Here is a 17,853-nt window from a genome sequence, read left to right on the forward strand (position 1 = left end):
GGCTTACAGGCGCCGCTTGCGGTTGAGCTGGGGAATGGTGGTCTGCGGTACGTCCACCTGCTGCACCGGCACCAGGATCCGCGCCGCCAGCGCCGCCAGGGTCGGCTGGTTGAACAGCATCCGCGCATCGGCCTCCAGCCCTGCCTGGCGCATGCGCGCCACCAGGCTCACGGCCAGCAGCGAGTGGCCACCCAGCTCGAAGAAGTGATCATGGCGCCCGACCCGCTCGATCTTCAGGACCTCGGCCCAGATCTGCGCCAGGGTGATTTCCACTGCTCCTTCGGGCGCCTCGTAACCCCGGTTTACCACCGCATCCAGGCCCGGTGCCGGCAGCGCCTGGCGGTCCAGCTTGCCGTTGGGGCTCAGGGGCAACGCCGCCAGTTGGACAAAGGCCGAAGGCACCATGTACTCCGGCAATTGCGCCAGCACATGGGCGCGCAAGGCTTCGACCGTCGGCGCCGGTGTCGCGCCGCGCAGGGTGTAGTAACTCACCAGGCGCTCGTCGCGCATCAGCACCACCACTTCACGCAACGCCGGGTGGCAGGCCAGTCGCGCCTCGATCTCCCCGAGCTCGACCCGCAGCCCGTGCAGCTTGACCTGGAAGTCGTTACGCCCGAGGAATTCCAGGTTGCCGTCGGCGCGGTAGCGCACCAGGTCGCCGGTGCGATACAGGCGGTCGCCGGCCACGAATGGACTGTCGATAAAACGCTCGGCCATCAACTCGGGCAGGCCCAGGTAGCCCCGGGCCACGCCGACCCCGCCGATGTGCAACTGACCGCTGACACCCAGGGGCACCGGCGCGTCATGGGCATCCAGCACATACAGCCGGGTATTGCTGATGGGACGGCCGATCGGCAGCTGGATCGGCGGCACTTCGGCCCCGGGCTCGAGGGTCCAGGCGCTGCTGTCGACGGTGGCCTCAGTGGGCCCGTAAACGTTGTGCAGGCGAGCCTGGGGCAGCAGTTGCTGGAAGCGCCGGGCCATGGCCGCAGTCAGCTCGCCGCCGCCGGCGAAGACGTCGGTCAGGCTCCGGCACTGGCTGACTTCATCCAGCTCGAGGAACTGCTGCAGCATCGCCGGCACAAACTTCACCAGGGTGATCCCCTGTTCGCGGATCAGCCGCGCCAGGTACGCCGGATCCCGGTGCCCATCGGGGCGCGCCAGCACCAGGCGCATGCCGATGCTCAACGGCCAGAACAGCTCCCACACCGAGCCGTCGAAACTGAACGGGGCCTTCTGCAACAGGCTGCCGCTGGCCGCCCCCGGGCACAGGCCCGAACTCCAGTGCAGCAGGTTGCCCAGGCCGCGGTGCTCGATCATGACCCCCTTGGGGGTGCCAGTGGAACCCGAGGTGTAGATCACATAGGCCAGGTGCGAAACCCCAAGCCCCGGCACCTGCGGATCACTGTGGGGCTGGTGCTGCCAGGTGCAGCGGTCGAAGTCGATCAGCGGCACCCGACTGCCTTCCATCAGCGCCCGCGTTGCGCCATGGACCAGCACCGCGACCGGCGTGCTGTCGTGCAACATGTAGTGCAGGCGTTCCGGCGGATAACCCGGGTCCAGCGGCACATAGGCGCCGCCGGCCTTGAGAATGCCCAGCAGGCCGACCAGCAGCTCCAGCCCGCGCTCGACGCAGATCGCCACCCGGGAATCGGGCTGCACCCCTTGCTCGCGCAGGTGATGGGCCAGCTGGTTGGCCCGGGCATTGAGCTCGTGGTAAGTCAGCTGCTGCTCGCCGGCCACCAGGGCCACCGCCTGGGGTGTGCGTCGGACCTGGGCCTCGATCAGGGCATGCAGGGTCTGGTCATGGGGATAGGCCTCGACGGTGGCGTTGAACTCCTGTAACAGCTGCCGACGTTCGGCCTGCGGCAGGATCGGCACCTGCGCCAGGGGCTGCTGCGGCGTCTGTTCCAGGGCCTGCACCAGGCCGTCGAGGGCGCTCTGCAAGTAATCCAGCAGACGTTGCGCGCCGACCGCGCGCGGGGCCCGGGCAGACAGGCGAAAGCCCGCGCCCAGGTCATCCACCGCCAGGCTCAGCGGGTAGCTGACAATTTCTTCACTGCTCAACAGCTCGATACCCGCCAGCCCGGCCAAGGCCACGGCGGCCGGGGCATGCCGGTAATTGAGCAGGCTGTTGAACAGCGGCGTCGGCGCCACCACGCCACTGCAGCGCTGCGCCAGGGCCAGGGCCGCATGCTCGTGGACCAGCAGCGCGCTCAGGCCGTCATGGGTCTCGCGCAGCGCCTGCTGGACACTGCGCCCCGCCAGCTTGACCCGCAGCGGCAGGGTATTGATAAACATGCCCAGGGCCCGGTCCGCGCCCTCTCCGGCCTGCAGCCTGCCGAGCAGCACCGTGCCGAACACCAGGTCATCGCGCCCGGACAGACACCCCAGGACCTGGGCCCAGGCCAGGTGGTAGAGGCTCGCCGCACTCACCCCCCGTTGCCGTGCCTGGCGCCGCAGGCGGCGCCCCAGCCCGGTGTCGAGCAGGCACTGCACCTGCTCCTGGTCGTCGCGCTCCACTTGATACGCCTGCAGGCCGAAGGCCAGGGTTGGTTCGTCGATGTCGCCGAGCAAGGCGGTAAAAAAGGCTTCGTGCTCGGCCTGGCGACTGGCCTGGCGGGCTTGGGCCACGTAGTTGCGATAGGCGACCGCAGGCGCCAATCGGCCTTGCTGACCCCGCAGGTGGGCCTGGATTTCCGCGATCAGCACCGCCGTCGAGGTGGCGTCGTTGATCAGGTGATGGAAGCGCAACATGCCGATCCAGCGCTGTTGCAGCGGGTCTTCGGCCCAGGCCATGGCCATCATCGGCGCCTGGCGGATATCCAGCGGGCGCAGCGCGGGTGTGAAGCGTGCGGCCAACTGTCCGAGGATATCCCCCGACTGCGGTTCCAGCCGCACCTCCTCCAGCGTCAGCCGCGCCTCGCGCCACACCACTTGCATGGGTTGCTCCAGGCCGTCCCAGGCCAGGCTGGTGCGCAGGATGTCATGGCGCTCCACCACCTGTTGCAGCGCCTGGGCAAAGGCCTCAAGGCGTTCGCGGCTGGCGAAGGCGAACATCGCGTGTTGCTGATAAGGGTCGCCGTGCTCGGCGCTGATGTGGTGGTACAGCAGGCCTTCCTGCAAGGGCGCCAGGGGGTAGATCTCCTGCACATTGGCCGCGCCGCCGGGGATACCGGCGACGATGCGCTGGATATCCTGCGTCTGGAGGCTGACCAGGGCCAGCATCTGCGGGGTGATGTGGGTGCAATCCGGGGCAATGCGGTTGGCCGGCACCTGGACTTCCCGGCTGTTGCCCACCGCCGCCGCCAGCGCCGCCAGGGTCGGCTCGCTGAACAGCACCCGCACATCGGCGCCAAGACCGGCCTGGCGCATGCGCTCGATCAGGTTCACCGCCAGCAGCGAATGCCCGCCCAGCTCAAAGAAGTGATCGTGGCGCCCTACCCGCTCGACCTGGAGCACCTCGGCCCAGATCTGCGCCAGGGTGATTTCGACCTCGCCCCGGGGCGCTTCGTAGTCGCGGCTGAGCACGGCCGAGGCCGCCGGCAGCGGCAGTGCCTTGCGGTCGAGCTTGCCGTTGGCGGTCAGCGGCAGCGCCGGCAATTGCACGTAGGCCGAGGGCAGCATGTACTCCGGCAACCGGCCTTGCAGGCTGGCGTGCAGGCTCTTGATCGACACCTCGCCAGCGCCGGCCTGGACCGTGAAGTAAGCCACCAGGCGCTTGTTGCCCGGACTGTCTTCGCGCAGCAGCACGGCGGCGTCCTTGATCCCGGCACACGTCGCCAGGCAGCTTTCGATCTCCCCCAGCTCGATGCGAAAGCCCCGCAGCTTGACCTGCTGGTCATCGCGCCCCTGGTACAGCAAGACGCCGTCGGCGCGCCAGCAGGCCAGGTCGCCGGTGCGGTACATCCGCCCCTGGGGATCGCTGGCAAAGGGATCGGCGAGAAACTTTTCCGCCGTCAGCTGCGGCTGGTTCAGGTAACCCTGAGCGACCCCGGCGCCGCCGATATACAGCTCGCCGACCACTCCCACGGCCACCGGCTGCTGGCGGGCATCGAGCACATAGGCGTGGCTGTTGCCGATGGGCCGGCCAATGGGAATGCCCCCGGCCCCGACCTGGCGGATCTCGAAGGTGGTGGAAAAGGTCGTGGCTTCGGTCGGGCCATAGCCGTTGAGCAGATGCTGCGGCGCACCCTGCTCCAGCACCCGGGCAATCACGTTCGGGTCCAGCACATCGCCGCCGACTATCAGGTAGCGCAAGCGATGCAGGACCGGCATCAGGCCATCGGCGTGCTGATGAAACAGCCCGGCGGTCATCCACAGCACGCTGACGTTCTGCTCCAGCAGCAACTTCGCCAGGGCCTCGCTGGACAGCAGCACCTCTTGCTCGACCACCACCACGCAGCCCCCATTGAGCAAGGGCGCCCAGACTTCCAGGGTGCTGGCGTCAAACGCCGGGTTGGAAGCGAACGCCACCCGGTCATGGCGGTTGAACTCGGCGTAACCGTTGTTCAGCACCAATCGGCTGACGGCGCGATGCGGCACCAGCACCCCCTTGGGCACGCCGGTGGAGCCGGAGGTGTACATCAGGTAGGCGACACTTTGCGACGACTGCGCCAGCTCCGGGTTGTGCGCCGGCTGGCGTTCAAGGCCAAGTTGCTCCAGATCGATGCGCGGGGTCCGGCACTCCAGGGCCAGGTCGCCATGGCTGAGCAGCAGCCGCGCCCAGCTGTCTTCAAGGATAAAACCCTGGCGCTGGCCAGGGGCCTGAATATCCAGCGGCACATAGACCGCCGCGCATTTGTTGATGGCCAACTGGCTGACCAGCAACGGCAGGGAACGTGGCAGCAGGACCGCCACCCGGTCTCCCGGCTGCACTCCCTGACTCAGCAGGAGGTGGGCCAACTGATTGGCGCGGCGATTCAGCTCGGCGTAGCTGATGGACTGCGAACCGTGCACCGCCGCCGGCGCTTCCGGGCTCAGCCGCGCCTGGGTCTCGAACAGGCCGTGCAGGGTCCGGCGGTCCGGGTAGTGACGCTCTGTGGCGTTCCATTGCCGGATCTGCGCCGCCTCGTGCGCGGTGACCAGGGAAAACTCGTCAATCCTCCGCGCGCCGTCAGCCAGCCCCTGTTCCAGCACATGGATAAAACGCTCGGCCAGGGCCTCGACGTCGTTCTCCTGAAAATAGGCCTGGTTGTAGACGTAGTGAATCCACGCCTGGTCGTTGTAGCGGTTGCTGCGCAGGTGGATCACCAGCGGCATCGGCTCGTGGTTGTTCGGCACCTTGATCGCCTGGGCCCGGGCCTCGCCGTAACGGTAATCATGGTCGTCCTGCTCATAGGACACCGAAAGGTCGAACACCTGGCCACGGTCCTCGCGCCACAGGCCCAGCGCGCGATTCATTTCACTCAGGGAAAACCGCTGGTGGCGAAAATCCTGTTTCAGCCCATCGCGGATCGCCGCCACCAGCTCGGCAAAGGTCAGCTCCCGGCCAAAGGCCAGGCGCACTGCACTGACTTGGGTGAACAGACCCAGGGTCGACCTGAATCGTGCGTTGGAGCGGTTGAGAATCGGCAAGCCAACCACCCACTCGTCACGCTCGCCGGTGCGGGTGAAGTAGACATACAGCGCCGCCAGCAGCACATGAAAGACCGAGGCCTGCCAGGTTTTCGCCTGCTGTTGCATGCGCTTATGCAGGGCCCCGGGGAAAGCCCGGACCATGCTCCCGCCCGGCGCCCCATGGCGCGGGTAACGCTCGCGATAGCGCGGCACCAGCAGCGGCTCGGGCAGGCTGCGGTATTTGTCCAGCCAGTAGGCACGATCACGGGCGTAGCGCGGCGAGCCGTGGTAGCGCGCGTCGTCGTGGATGAAGTCGATATAGGACGCGGCCTCAAGCTCCGGGGCTTGGCCCTGGACCAGGGCGCTGTAGATTCCGCCCAGGGAATCCAGCATCTGGCCGAAGCCCCAGCCATCGAGAATCAGGTGATGGGCCTGGGTGCCCAGCAGGTAATGGTTGGCACTGAGCTTGACCAGGAAGAAACGGAACAGGGGCGCGCTATACAGCCCATAGACCCGGGCCATTTGCTGCTGCATCAGGGCCTGGGCCTGAACCATCGGTTCGGTGTGCCGGGAAACATCATGCAGCGGCATGTGCACCGGCACTTCGCGGGCGAAGGTCTGCAACGGCAGGCCGTCGGGGCCGGTATCGGCCAGCAGCACGGTGCGCAGGGCATCATGCTTGTGCACCAGGAGCTCGATGGCGCGCTGCATCAGCCCGGGATCCACTGGCCCCTCCAGCTCGACATAGCCGCCGATGTTGTAACGCGGCGAATCCGCCCGGCTCAGTTGGTCGAGCCAGATATCGCTTTGGGCGACGGTCAGGGCAAAGGTGTGCGGAGTCGCTGGGCCCGGGTTCATGGACGGGCACCCGGGGCGGCAGAAAAAAGCGTCATAAGATCCTTCTCATGTGATGGCCCCGCAGCGCGCGCGAAGTGCTGGCCTCAGGCGCGGCGCCGACGATGGGGGGTATCGCCGGATTTAAGCATCAGCCCCAACACCCGCGTGACACCCGAAACCCGGACAACCTGCCCCGCTGCCTACGCCACGGGAAGGAAGCAGTTGGGCGCCAGTCGGGACAGCTCGGGTGCCTGGATCGGGCGCAAGCAGAAAGTTCCAGAAGCTTGGCTTATATGGCTGTAGGAAATCCGCCATAGCTCAGGCACGCCGCTCGCCTGGTCGTCATCGGGTCAAAAGAACAAACCCATTACTTTCATAAGGTTACGAACACTTTCCAGAACAATAAGGCGGCCAATCAGCGCAAGCGTCAAATTAATCCCGTGGTTTTCATGGCAGCGTTTGTCCCGGTGTTCCCGTACAGACCTCAGACAATTCCATGGGATTTAATGAAATGTCGGGTGCTGGCTCAGCTTCATGGAGAACTGATCAGCCCCGCACTGCCCCCGTTCAACGTTCGACGATCTGTCTACATCAAGGATGATAAGGATATGAGTCTGACCAGCAGTATCGGAACCATCGAAAGCCCGCCGTTCTACTTCGAACTGGGCGAGCTCATCTCCAGCACCGGCAACGACCGATTCGCCGCCAACATGCTGCACCTGGTGGAAAAACGCGTTCCGGTAACCCGAGTCGAACTCAGCGAATGGACCCTCGATGAAGAACTCGCCTCCCTGCTGGACATCAAGCCCCTGGGCAGCGCCACCCTGCGCGAGGACAGCCCCTGCCCCGCCTCCTGGCAACGCAACGCCCAGCCCCTGCTGGAAAAAATGCTCGAAATGGACGACGCGCTGCTGATCCAGGTGAATGCCCGGGCCGGCGACCCTGCAAGCCGCCATACGGTCCGCGAAACCTCCCATCAGTGCAGCCTGGTGTCGCGCACGTCCAATCGACGGTGCGTCATTTCCTTTTACCGACCGCGCCATCTGCGGGTGTTTTCCCTGTCCGAACTGTCGTTTCTCAAGAGCCTGTCGCAAACCCTGCTGCCGCTGATCGAGCGTCACGCCCAGGCCAACCGCAATGCCGCCCTGGGCCAGGCCTGGGCCGGCGGGTTGCCGGCGCTGCCGGAGCAGGCGCTGTTGCAACGCGAGTTCGACGAGCGCCTGTCGCGCAATGACATCACCCTCTCGGCCCGGGAAAAAGAGGTGTGCCTGGGGCTGCTGAGCGGCGGCACGGTGCCGCAACTGGCGGAAAAACTCAGCCTCAAGAACAGCTCCATCGAAACCTACCTCAAGCGTGCCGCCGCCAAGCTGGGGGTAAGCGGCCGCCATGGATTGGCCAAGTGGATGGTCGGCGCGTGATCCGCCGCACTTCGGCATCAGGCAACTGCTTCACCCTTGGGGAAAGTCGCTCACTGCCCAGGTCAGCCCTGTCCCTGGTGCTGTTGACGTGGCTGCTGGGCGGCTGCTCGCTGATCCCGGACTACCAGCAACCGCCTTCACCGGCGCCCGCGCTCTACCCCCAGGCGCCCGGCGACACGGGGTCGCGCGCCCTGGCGAGCAGCACCGACTGGCATCAGCTGTTTCGTGACCCGACCTTGCGGCAGTTGATCCAGCGCGCGTTGGACAACAACCGCGACCTGCGGGTGGCGGCCTTGAATGTCGAGGCGTTCCAGGCGCAGTACCGGATCCAGCGCGCCGACCTGTTCCCTGCCGTGAGCGCCAACGGCAGCGGCAGCCGCCAGCGCCTGCCGCCCGCCATCACAGGCACCGGCAAGCCGCTGATCAAGTCGTCCTATTCCGCGACCCTGGGCATCAGCGCCTACGAGCTGGACTTCTTCGGCCGCGTGCGCAGCCTGAGCGAGCAGGCGATGCTCAGCTACCTGGCCACCGAAGAGGCGCAACGCAGCGCCCAGATCAGCCTGGTGGCGAACGTGGCCAACGCCTACCTGACCTGGCGCGCCGACCAGGAGCTGCTGGTGCTGAGCGGCAAGACCCTGGAGGCCAACCTGGAAAGCCTGCGCCTGACCGCGCGCAGCGGCACCGCCGGCAAACTGTCCAACCTCGATGTGCTGCAAGCGCGCACCAGCGTCGAAAGCGCCCGGGCCAGCCTGGCCCGCTATCAACGCCAGGTGGCCCAGGACCTGAACAGCCTGAGCCTGCTGGTGGGGGCCGAGGTGTCCCCGGCGCTGCCCGGTCAGCCCCTGGCCAACGATCTGATAGTCGCCGTGCCGGCCGGCCTGCCCTCCGACCTGCTGCAACGGCGCCCGGATATCCTCCAGGCCGAGTACCAGTTGATGGCCGCCAACGCCAATATCGGTGCGGCCCGCGCGGCGTTTTTCCCCAGTGTCAGCCTGACCGCCAACGCCGGCACTTCCAGCCTGGAACTGTCCGGATTATTCAAGGGTGGCTCAGGGGGCTGGACCTTCCAGCCGCAGATCAACCTGCCGATCTTCAACGCCGGCAGCCTGCGGGCCAGCCTGGATTACTCCCGACTGCAAAGGGACATCCGGGTCGCCCAGTATGAAAAATCGATCCAGACCGCGTTCCAGGAAGTGTCCAACGGCCTTGCCGCTCGCAGCACCTACCAGCAGCAGCTCGATGCCCAGCGACGCCTGGTGGAGGCGACCCAGGACTACTACAACATGGCCGAACACCGCTACCGCATGGGCCTGGACAGCAACCTGGTGTTTCTCGACGCACAACGTTCGCTGTTCAGCTCACAGCAGGACCTGATCAATGACCGGTTGGCGCAACTGATGGCCGAGGTGAATCTGTACACCGCCCTGGGCGGCGGCTGGCAGGAATCCCCCGAACTGGCCAGGCTGCCGGCGCCGCAGCACGGCGCCGGCGGCTAATTCAGCCCAGCGACAAACGCAGGGCCAGCGCCGCCAGGGTCAGCAGCAACACCGGCAAGGTCAGGACGATGCCGACCTTGAAGTAATAACCCCAGCCGATATGGATGCCCTTGCGGTCCAGCACGTGCAGCCAGAGCAAAGTGGCCAGGCTGCCGATCGGGGTGATTTTCGGCCCCAGGTCGCTGCCGATCACGTTGGCGTAGACCATCGCCTCCTTGACCACCCCCTGCGCCTGGCTGGCATCGATCGACAGCGCGCCGATCAGCACGGTCGGCAGGTTGTTCATGATCGAAGACAGCAAGGCACTCAACAACCCGGTGCCCATGGCTGCGCCCCAGATGCCCCAGGTCGCGAAGCTGTCCAGCCAGCCGGCCAGGTATTGGGTCAGCCCGGCATTGCGCAGGCCGTAGACCACCAGGTACATACCCAGGGAGAAAATCACGATCTGCCATGGCGCGTCCTTGAGCACCTTGCGCGTGGAAATCCGATGCCCGCGGGCAGCCACCGCCAGCAGCAAGGCGGCACACACCGCCGAGATGGCACTGATGGGAATGCCCAGGGGCTCCAGGGCAAAACAGCCGAGCAACAGGATCAGCAGCACGCACCAGCCGGCGATAAAGGTCGGTTTATCGTGGATCGCGCTGTGCGCCGGCTCCAGCTGTTCGGGGTCGTAGGCACGGGGGATGTCGCGGCGGAAAAACCACATCAGCACCCCCAGTGTGGCCGCGACGCTGACCAGGTTGACCGGCACCATCACCGCCGCGTAACGGTTGAAACCGATCTTGAAAAAGTCCGCCGAGACGATGTTCACCAGGTTCGAGACCACCAGCGGCAGGCTGGCGGTGTCGGCGATAAAGCCCGCGCCCATGACGAAGGCCAGGGTCGCGGCCTTGGAAAAACGCAGGGCCAGAAGCATGGAAATCACGATCGGGGTCAGGATCAACGCCGCCCCGTCATTGGCGAACAGCGCCGACACCAGCGCCCCCAGCAGCACCATAAAGGCGAACAGGCGTCGTCCACTGCCCCGCCCCCAACGCGCCACATGCAGCGCGGCCCAGGCAAAAAAGCCGGCTTCATCCAGCAGCAGGCTGATGATGATCAGCGCGACAAAGGTGCCGGTGGCGTTCCAGATGATCTGCCACACCAGCGGGATATCGCTCAGGTGCACCACCCCGAGCAACAGGGCCAGGACCGCGCCCAGCACCGCGCTCCAGCCGACGCCCAGGCCCTTGGGTTGCCAGATCACCAGGGTAATGGTCAGCAGAAAAATCAGTCCAGCAGTCAACATGGGCAACAGCCTTGAGTGGGCCCGACAGCTAGACGGACCCATGGAATGGGGAGATCAGGGGATCGATCGGTTCAGCGGACATGACGCGCATAAGCCCCGCGAGCCGACTTCCGTGGAAGCCGGCGACTGCGGGTCAGGCTTTTTTGTGCTGTTCGACCCACTGCGCGTAGGCATTGATAAAGCTCTGCAGGAATGGCCGGGTGGCCTCGGACAACTTGCCGTTGTCATCGAACGCCGACCCCGCGCCGCCCAGGTAGGCTTCCGGCTGTTGCATGCAGGGCACGTTGAGAAACACCAGGGACTGGCGCAGGTGGTGGTTGGCGCCAAAGCCGCCGATGGCACCGGGGGAAACACTGATCACCGCACCCGGCTTGCCGCTCCAGGCGCTCTGGCCATATGGCCGCGAACCGACGTCAATCGCATTCTTCAAGGGCGCGGGCACCGAGCGGTTGTATTCCGGGGTCACGAACAACACCGCGTCGGATGCGCTCACTTGTTGCCGAAAAGTACTGTAGGCTGCCGGCGGTGCAGCATCGATGTCTTCGTTGTAGAGCGGCAGGTCGCCGATCTCGACGATGTTCAATTTGAGGTTGGCAGGCGCCAGTTCAGCCAGCGCCAGTGCCACTTTGCGGTTGATAGAGGCTTTTCTCAAACTACCGACCAGCACTGCAATCGTGTAAACGTTGCTCATGGTTGCTTCCTGACTATCTGGTTGAACAAGACGCTAGTTATAAATGACCGCGGGTCGATCCTGCCACCCCGTTCGCACAAATTGATGGTGCCCCAGAGCCTGTTTCAGCCCGGCTCGGCACCGCCCTTTGCGACGGCGGACTATTTTTTTACCGGTACAAAACTTACCTCGCCCAAGCACGGTCTACAGAACCGCAAATTGAGTGATTTATCTCCAGAGGCTCTAAAAGATGGCAGCAGTACTCGTCGGACAGTTTCATGCAAGAGACGCAGAAGGCCGCGTCTATTCGGTGCATGAATTCCAGGAATCCACCCCGTCGGCAGACGGTCTCACCGGCTCCGAGCCTGTTACCACCTACCGTCTGGCCATTGGCGACCGCGTCAAAAAACTCGACGACAACCAGTTTCTGCTGGTGCAATCGGACATCACCATCATTCGCGAACCCGAGACCTTCATTGCCTCATAACCCGGTGTCATGAGCAGAAGTCATATGCGCGGACTTGAGTTAGGATTCAAGCGATTGAATCCCTCACTGGCTGGACATGGACTTCAAGCATGCGTTTACGTCATATCGAAGTGATTCAGGCGCTCCTGCAAACCGGGCACCTGGGCACCGCCGCCGAGCTGTTGCAATTGTCGGTGGCCGAGGTCGAGGCGCTTTTGCGCGATGCCGAAAGCCAGCTGGGCTTCATGCTCTTCGCCAGCGTCCGCGGACGTCTGCAGGCCACTCGCGAAGCCCGTGAGTTGCAGGCCGGGATCAGTGGCATCTACGACGCCTTCGAACCCGTGCAACGCCTGGCTGACAGCCTCAAGCAGTATCAGGCGCCCCCGCTGCGGGTCGACGGCACCCCGCCCCTGGCCCAGCAACTGCTGCCACAAAGCATCGCCGCCCTGCGCCGGCGCTTTCCCGACACCCCTTGCAGCCTTGCCAGCCACGGCACCCGCCAGATCGTCAAACGCCTGTTGCTGCGCGACTGCGACCTGGGCCTGAGCCTGCACAACCCCGAACACCGCGATATCCACTGCCAACCCCTGGCCCAGGGCAAGCTGCAATTGCTCGCGCCCCACGGCTGGCTGCAGCCCAAGCAGAAGTACATTGCCCTGCAAGACCTCGCCGGCCAGGCGATGGTCGGCCTGGAGGGCCAGGACCCGCTCAGCGTGACCCTGGACAGCAAGCTGCAGAATATTCGCCCCAGCCCGGTGATCCAGACCCGGGTCCAGACCTATCAGATGATGCGCAGCATGGTCGAAGCCGGCGAAGGCTTGGCGATTGTCGACCCCTTCACGGCCCTTGGCGCACGCAGCGGCGGCCTTGACGTGTGCCCGCTGTCGCCACCGATCAGCGTGACGCTGTATGCCTTGAGCCTGCACCAGCGCGAGCCGTCCAGCGTGATCAGCGCCCTGCTCGAACTGCTGACGGAGAAGGCCGAAGCCCTGCTCGCCGGCTAACCCTGGGCGGCGAACTCGTCGGCGAACAGTCGGTACCAGAAAATCGCCACTTCCGAGGTCTGCGGATCGATGCCGCGATAACGCAGGTGATCGACCCCGCCAATCACGTAGCCGCAGCGTTCATACAGGCGGCAGGCACCGATGTTGTTGTTCTGGGTTTCGAGCATGATGCCCGGGAGTTTTTTCTTGCGACTCCAGAACTGCGCCACATCCAGCAACGCCTTGGCCACCCCGTGGCGCCGCGCCGGTGCATGCACTGCCAGCTCGTCGATATGGGCGTAACCGTTCCAGTTGGTGCTGACCACCACGTGCCCCACCGGCTGATCGTCCAGGTAGGCCATGAAAATCGCGCTGTCGGCCGCGTCGCGGTAGCTGCTGAACTCCTCCGGGTCGATGCCGTAGCACTTGCGGTACGGATCGATGGACGTGAGCGGCCACTGCGCCACCGCCTTGCCGGTTTCAGCCTGGGCGTAGGCCGTGACTTCGAAACTGAAGTCACTGCCCCAGATATAGGCGGAAAACCCGTCGTCGGCGACCCGCACCGACAGGCCGGGGTACTTGGGATTCATGGCTGGCTGCATAGCGGGGAACGTCCTCAAACCTTGATGCAATCGACAGTGTAGTGCCGTCCATTGCCCTGATCTTCATGTTGCAAGCCGTGCACGTCGGCGACGAAGCCAGGGAAACTGCTGTCGAACGTACGGGCGAACGCCAGGTAATCGATGATCGACCGGGTCTGCTCGGTAAACCGCTCGCCGGGCATGATCAGCGGAATCCCCGGTGGGTACGGCACCAGCATCACGGCGGCGACCCGTCCCTGCAGGGTGTCGATCGACACGGCCTCGACTTCGCCACGCACCAGGTGGTCATAGGCGTCGGCCGGTTTCAGCGCCACCTCGGGCAGCACGGTGTACATGCGCTTGAGGTGCTTGGCCGTGGCGTTGCTGCGGTAACAGGCATGGAGCTGATCGCACAGGTCGCGCAGGCCCATGCCCTGGTAACGCGCCGGGTTGATCTGCGCCACGCTCGGCAGGCAGTTGCCGAGGCTGACGTTGGCGTCGTAATTGCGCTTGAACTCCAGCAGTTCGGTGAGCAAGGTGCTCCACTTGCCCTTGGTGATGCCCATGGAGAACAGCACCAGGAACGAATAGAGCCCGGTCTTCTCGACCACCAGGCCGCGCTCCCAGAGGAACTTGCTGACCACCGCCGCCGGGATCCCCTTGTCGCTCAGGGCACCGCCCGCCGTCAGGCCGGGCATCACCAGGGTGACCTTGATCGGGTCCAGCAGCACATAGTCGTCGGTGACCCCGGCAAAGCCGTGCCACTCGCCTTCGGGCTCCAGCAGCCAGTCCTGGGTGTGGACCTGGTCGATGCCCTCGACCCGGGGCGGCTGCCAGATGGAAAACCACCAGTCATCGGCGGCGATGTGCAGCCTCAGGTTGGCCAGGGCGCGACGAAAGCTCAGGGCTTCGTCGAACATCTCCTGTAACAGCGAACGCCCGGCCGGGCCTTCCATCATGGCCGAGGCCACATCCAGCGAGGCGATGATGCTGTACTGCGGCGAGGTGGAGATGTGCATCATGAAGGCTTCGTTGAAGCGGTCGCGATCCAGTTGGCGGGCGCCACCGTCCTGCACGTGGATCATCGAGGCCTGGCTGAAGGCCGCCAGCAGCTTGTGGGTCGAGTGGGTGGTGAACACCAGCGGGCTGTCGGCGGAGCGCGTGGTGCCCATCCCGTAGCGCCCGGCAAAGAATTCGTGGAACGCCGCGTAGGCGTACCAGGCTTCGTCGAAATGCAGGACCTCGACACTGTTGCCCAGGCTCTGCTTGATCAGCTCGGCGTTGTAGCACAGGCCGTCATAGGTCGAGTTGGTGATCACCGCCAGCTTGACCTTGGGCGGCCGGCCCCGGGTCAACGGGCTGGCGTCGATCTTGGCCTGGATCGACTCGCGGCTGAACTCGCTCAAGGGAATCGGCCCGATAATCCCCAGCTCGTTGCGCTCCGGGCACAGGTACAGGGGGATGGCTCCGGTCATGATGATCGAGTGCAACACCGACTTGTGGCAGTTGCGGTCCACCAGCACCAGGTCATCGCGACCGACCATGGAATGCCAGACGATCTTGTTCGCGGTGGAGGTGCCATTGATCACGAAAAACGTGTGATCGGCGCCGAAATTGCGCGCAGCGCGGGCTTCGGCTTCGGCCAGGGGCCCGGTGTGATCGAGCAGTGAACCCAGCTCCGGGACCGAGACCGACAAGTCCGAGCGCAGGGTGTTCTCGCCAAAGAACTGATGAAATGCCTGCCCCACCGGGCTCTTGCGATAAGCCACGCCGCCGCCATGGCCCGGGGTGTGCCAGGAGTAGTTGGAGTCGGCGGTGTGTTGTACCAGGGCCTTGAAAAACGGTGGCAGCAGGCCATCCAAGTAATTGCGCGCGGCGCGGGCCACCTGTCGGGCGAGGAAAGGCACGGTGTCTTCGAACAGGTAAAGGATGCCCCGCAACTGGTTGAGTTCGCTCATGGCGTCGGCCGGGGCGTTCTCCAGGGTCACCTGCTCGCCCAGGGCGAAGATCGGCAGATGGGGCGCACGCACCCGGGCCAGGCGAATCAGCTCGACCATGTTCTGCAACAGGTGGGTGTTTTCGCCCGCGCCTTCGGCAGCGATCAACATGCAGGCCAGGCCGTGGTGAGTCGAGGCCACCAGGCGGCCTTCGGCGTAATCCACGGCGGAAAAGATACTGAAGCCTTCCTGCTCCAGTTCCCGGGCGATACCGCGCACCCGATCACCGGCAACGGTGTCAGCCTTGATGTCGCGGTGCACGATCAGCACCGGGAATTTCAGGTCTTTGTACATGGGGCGGGGTGTCCTGAGGCGGCGGACCTTGGCCCGCCAATCACCTCAGGGTAGAGGCTTGAGCCGCTGGGTGTAAGCCCCGCTGCGACCTTCGACAATAAAAGGTCGCGCGAGCACAACTACTGCTGCTGGGCCTTGGCCTCGGCCAACTGGGTCCAGAGTGCTGGCGCGCCGGCGGATTTGGCGATGATTTCCAGGCGTACCTGGTGCTCGGCGAGCTCCGCTTCGCTGGCCCGAATGATTCGCGCCGGCTGGCGGTCCGCCGGCAAGCGGCGGATTTCACTGGCGCGGTTGCCCGATCCTTCGCCGGAGCCGTTGCCGTCCGAGGCGTTGCCCGCCAGGGACAGGCTGGTCTGGCCGCCGGTCATGGTCAGGTAGACGTCGGCGAGAATCTCCGAGTCGAGCAAGGCGCCGTGCAATTCACGGCCGGAGTTGTCGACGCCGTAGCGTTTGCACAGGGCATCAAGGCTGTTGCGCTGCCCCGGGTGACGCTCACGGGCCATCATCAGGGTGTCGAGGATGGTGCAGTGCTGGGTGATGTCAGCTCGTTCGTGCTGGCCCATCAAGGCGAATTCGTTGTTGATGAAACCAACGTCGAACGCCGCGTTGTGGATGATCAGCTGTGCGCCTTTGATGAACTCGAAGAACTCGTCGGCGACCTCGGCAAAACGCGGCTTGCCCACCAGGAATTCGTTGGTGATGCCGTGGACGCCGATGGCGCCTTCGTCACTCTCGCGATCCGGTTGCAGGTACACGTGGAAGTGACGCCCGGTCAGGCGTCGACCCATCAACTCGACGCAGCCGATTTCAATGATCCGGTGGCCGTCGGTCACCGGCATGCCGGTGGTTTCGGTATCGAGTACAACAGATCTGTTGGCCATCAGTGCTCAGGTCTCAATGTTTCAAAGGGCGCGATTTTAGCATGCCCGGGGCGGATGACGCGCGTGAGGGGATCAGGACTGTTTGTAGCCGCGCACTTCATCGACGCCACGGTTGGCCAGTTGGTCGGCCCGTTCGTTGCCGTGGTGGCCGATATGCCCGCGGACCCACTTCCAGGTCACGGTGTGGCGGTTGACTTGCTCGTCCAGGAGTTTCCACAGGTCGGCGTTTTTGACCGGTTCCTTGGCTGCGGTTTTCCAGCCGCGTTTCTTCCAGTTGACCATCCACTCGGTGATGCCTTTCATCACGTACTGCGAGTCGGTCACCAGGGTCACTTCGCAGGGCCGCTTGAGCTCTTCAAGGCCACGGATGGCGCCCAGCAGTTCCATGCGATTGTTGGTGGTATTGGCTTCGCCGCCCCACAACTCCTTTTCAACGCCCTTGCACACCAGCAACGCGCCCCAGCCGCCAGGGCCCGGGTTGCCCTTGCAGGCGCCATCGGTAAAGAGTTCTACGCTATCGCTCATTTACAACCTATCCATCAAGAATGCCGTGCGGCCGGCCGCTGATCGGGCGACGCAGTCCGCGACCGGAAAGCCCGGCCTGCAATAAAAAGAAAGTTTCAGGGTTCGACGTTACGGCGGTTGACCTTGGCCATCGGCATCGGCACCAGCTTGCCCATCGGCTCGCGCCGCACCTGGCGCACCGGGCGCAGGCCGACCACGATCTTGCGCGCCACCAACAGATAGAAGCCGCCGCCCGACAGTTGCCAGTCACCGGCCTTGCGTTCCCAGCCGGCCAGGCGGGCCTGCCACGCCGGGGAAGCAAGCGGCGGACGATAGCACCCGAAGCGGCGTTTCTCCAGCGCGAAGCCCAGCAGATTCAGCCAGTCGCCGACCCGTGACGGGGAAATGCAGCGCGCCTGGCGCAAGGCATCGTGGGCAAAGACATGGCGCAAGCCCCAACTGCTCCAGGGGTTGATCCCGACAATCAGCAAATGGCCACCCGGGCGCACCGCGCTGGCCGCCTCGCGCAGCAGGCCATGGGGCGACAGACAGAAATCCAGGCCGTGCTGCAACACCACCACGTCGGCGGCGTGCTCGCTCAGGGGCCAGGCCTGCTCTTCGCAGACAATCTCCACCCCGGGCAGGGGCGCGCCCAGGCGCACGTTGCGCTGCACTTGAGGGGCTGCAGGCGGGGTTTGCGCCGAAGGCCCGTAATGCACCAGGTAACCGCCAAAGAAACGCCCCAGCTCGTCATCGAGCATGCGCCGTTCTTCATCGAGCAAAAATTGGCCCAGTGGGCCGGACAGCCAGTCACGGGCCGCGCTGATCAAAGCCAGCCAGTCAGGATCGGCCTGAGCGAACGCTTTATCGGTCATTGCA

At 64.8% G+C, this 17,853-nt stretch carries 12 protein-coding genes; 4 read left to right on the forward strand and 8 right to left on the reverse strand.

The window, feature by feature from the left end:
• Nucleotides 1-3: 3 nt before the first annotated feature.
• A complete protein-coding gene (locus tag AC19YX_RS02455; protein ID WP_500605587.1) occupies nucleotides 4-6,417 on the reverse strand; it encodes an amino acid adenylation domain-containing protein in 6,414 nt (2,137 codons plus the stop codon).
• Nucleotides 6,418-7,004: 587 nt separating this feature from the next.
• Between AC19YX_RS02455 and AC19YX_RS02460 the strand changes: the two genes are divergently transcribed.
• Nucleotides 7,005-7,814: a helix-turn-helix transcriptional regulator gene (locus AC19YX_RS02460; protein ID WP_078471286.1), complete on the forward strand. Its 810-nt coding sequence runs from the start codon at nucleotides 7,005-7,007 to the stop codon at nucleotides 7,812-7,814.
• Nucleotides 7,815-7,867: 53 nt separating this feature from the next.
• On the forward strand, nucleotides 7,868-9,310 hold the full coding sequence (locus AC19YX_RS02465) for an efflux transporter outer membrane subunit (protein WP_500606132.1): 1,443 nt from the start codon (nucleotides 7,868-7,870) through the stop codon (nucleotides 9,308-9,310).
• Between the two features lies 1 nt (nucleotide 9,311).
• On the opposite strand, the gene AC19YX_RS02470 is transcribed toward AC19YX_RS02465, so the two are convergent.
• Nucleotides 9,312-10,598 carry an arsenic transporter gene (locus tag AC19YX_RS02470; protein ID WP_201130734.1) on the reverse strand — a complete coding sequence of 429 codons (1,287 nt, stop codon included), beginning with the start codon at nucleotides 10,596-10,598 and terminating at the stop codon, nucleotides 9,312-9,314.
• A gap of 133 nt (nucleotides 10,599-10,731) precedes the next feature.
• On the reverse strand, nucleotides 10,732-11,289 hold the full coding sequence (locus tag AC19YX_RS02475; protein WP_078471288.1) for an NADPH-dependent FMN reductase: 558 nt from the start codon (nucleotides 11,287-11,289) through the stop codon (nucleotides 10,732-10,734).
• A gap of 229 nt (nucleotides 11,290-11,518) precedes the next feature.
• On the opposite strand from AC19YX_RS02475, the gene AC19YX_RS02480 reads away from it, so the two are divergent.
• Both AC19YX_RS02480 and AC19YX_RS02485 read left to right on the forward strand, forming a co-directional pair.
• Nucleotides 11,519-11,755 (forward strand): hypothetical protein, encoded by a 237-nt coding sequence (locus tag AC19YX_RS02480; protein ID WP_078471289.1) that lies wholly within the window; start codon nucleotides 11,519-11,521, stop codon nucleotides 11,753-11,755.
• Nucleotides 11,756-11,844: 89 nt separating this feature from the next.
• A complete protein-coding gene (locus AC19YX_RS02485) occupies nucleotides 11,845-12,738 on the forward strand; it encodes a LysR substrate-binding domain-containing protein (protein WP_078471290.1) in 894 nt (297 codons plus the stop codon).
• Here the strand turns inward: AC19YX_RS02485 and AC19YX_RS02490 are convergent.
• The 5 genes from AC19YX_RS02490 to AC19YX_RS02510 form a co-directional block, all read right to left on the reverse strand.
• A complete protein-coding gene (locus AC19YX_RS02490; RefSeq protein ID WP_078471291.1) occupies nucleotides 12,735-13,319 on the reverse strand; it encodes a GNAT family N-acetyltransferase in 585 nt (194 codons plus the stop codon). The two genes, AC19YX_RS02485 and AC19YX_RS02490, sit on opposite strands and share 4 nt — an antisense overlap.
• A 14-nt stretch (nucleotides 13,320-13,333) precedes the next feature.
• Complete coding sequence (locus tag AC19YX_RS02495; RefSeq protein ID WP_500605588.1) at nucleotides 13,334-15,589, reverse strand: Orn/Lys/Arg family decarboxylase; 2,256 nt, start codon at nucleotides 15,587-15,589, stop codon at nucleotides 13,334-13,336.
• Between the two features lie 119 nt (nucleotides 15,590-15,708).
• Nucleotides 15,709-16,470 (reverse strand): DNA polymerase III subunit epsilon, encoded by a 762-nt coding sequence (dnaQ, locus tag AC19YX_RS02500; RefSeq protein WP_020296090.1) that lies wholly within the window; start codon nucleotides 16,468-16,470, stop codon nucleotides 15,709-15,711.
• Nucleotides 16,471-16,542: 72 nt separating this feature from the next.
• The gene (rnhA, locus tag AC19YX_RS02505; protein WP_078471293.1) at nucleotides 16,543-16,995 is read right to left on the reverse strand and encodes a ribonuclease HI; all 453 of its coding nucleotides are present in this window, start codon (nucleotides 16,993-16,995) and stop codon (nucleotides 16,543-16,545) included.
• A gap of 95 nt (nucleotides 16,996-17,090) precedes the next feature.
• Entirely contained in the window at nucleotides 17,091-17,849 is a 759-nt protein-coding gene (locus tag AC19YX_RS02510) for a class I SAM-dependent methyltransferase (RefSeq protein WP_078471294.1), read from the reverse strand.
• Nucleotides 17,850-17,853: the final 4 nt, after the last annotated feature.

The organism is Pseudomonas sp. MF09150, assembly GCF_059862355.1.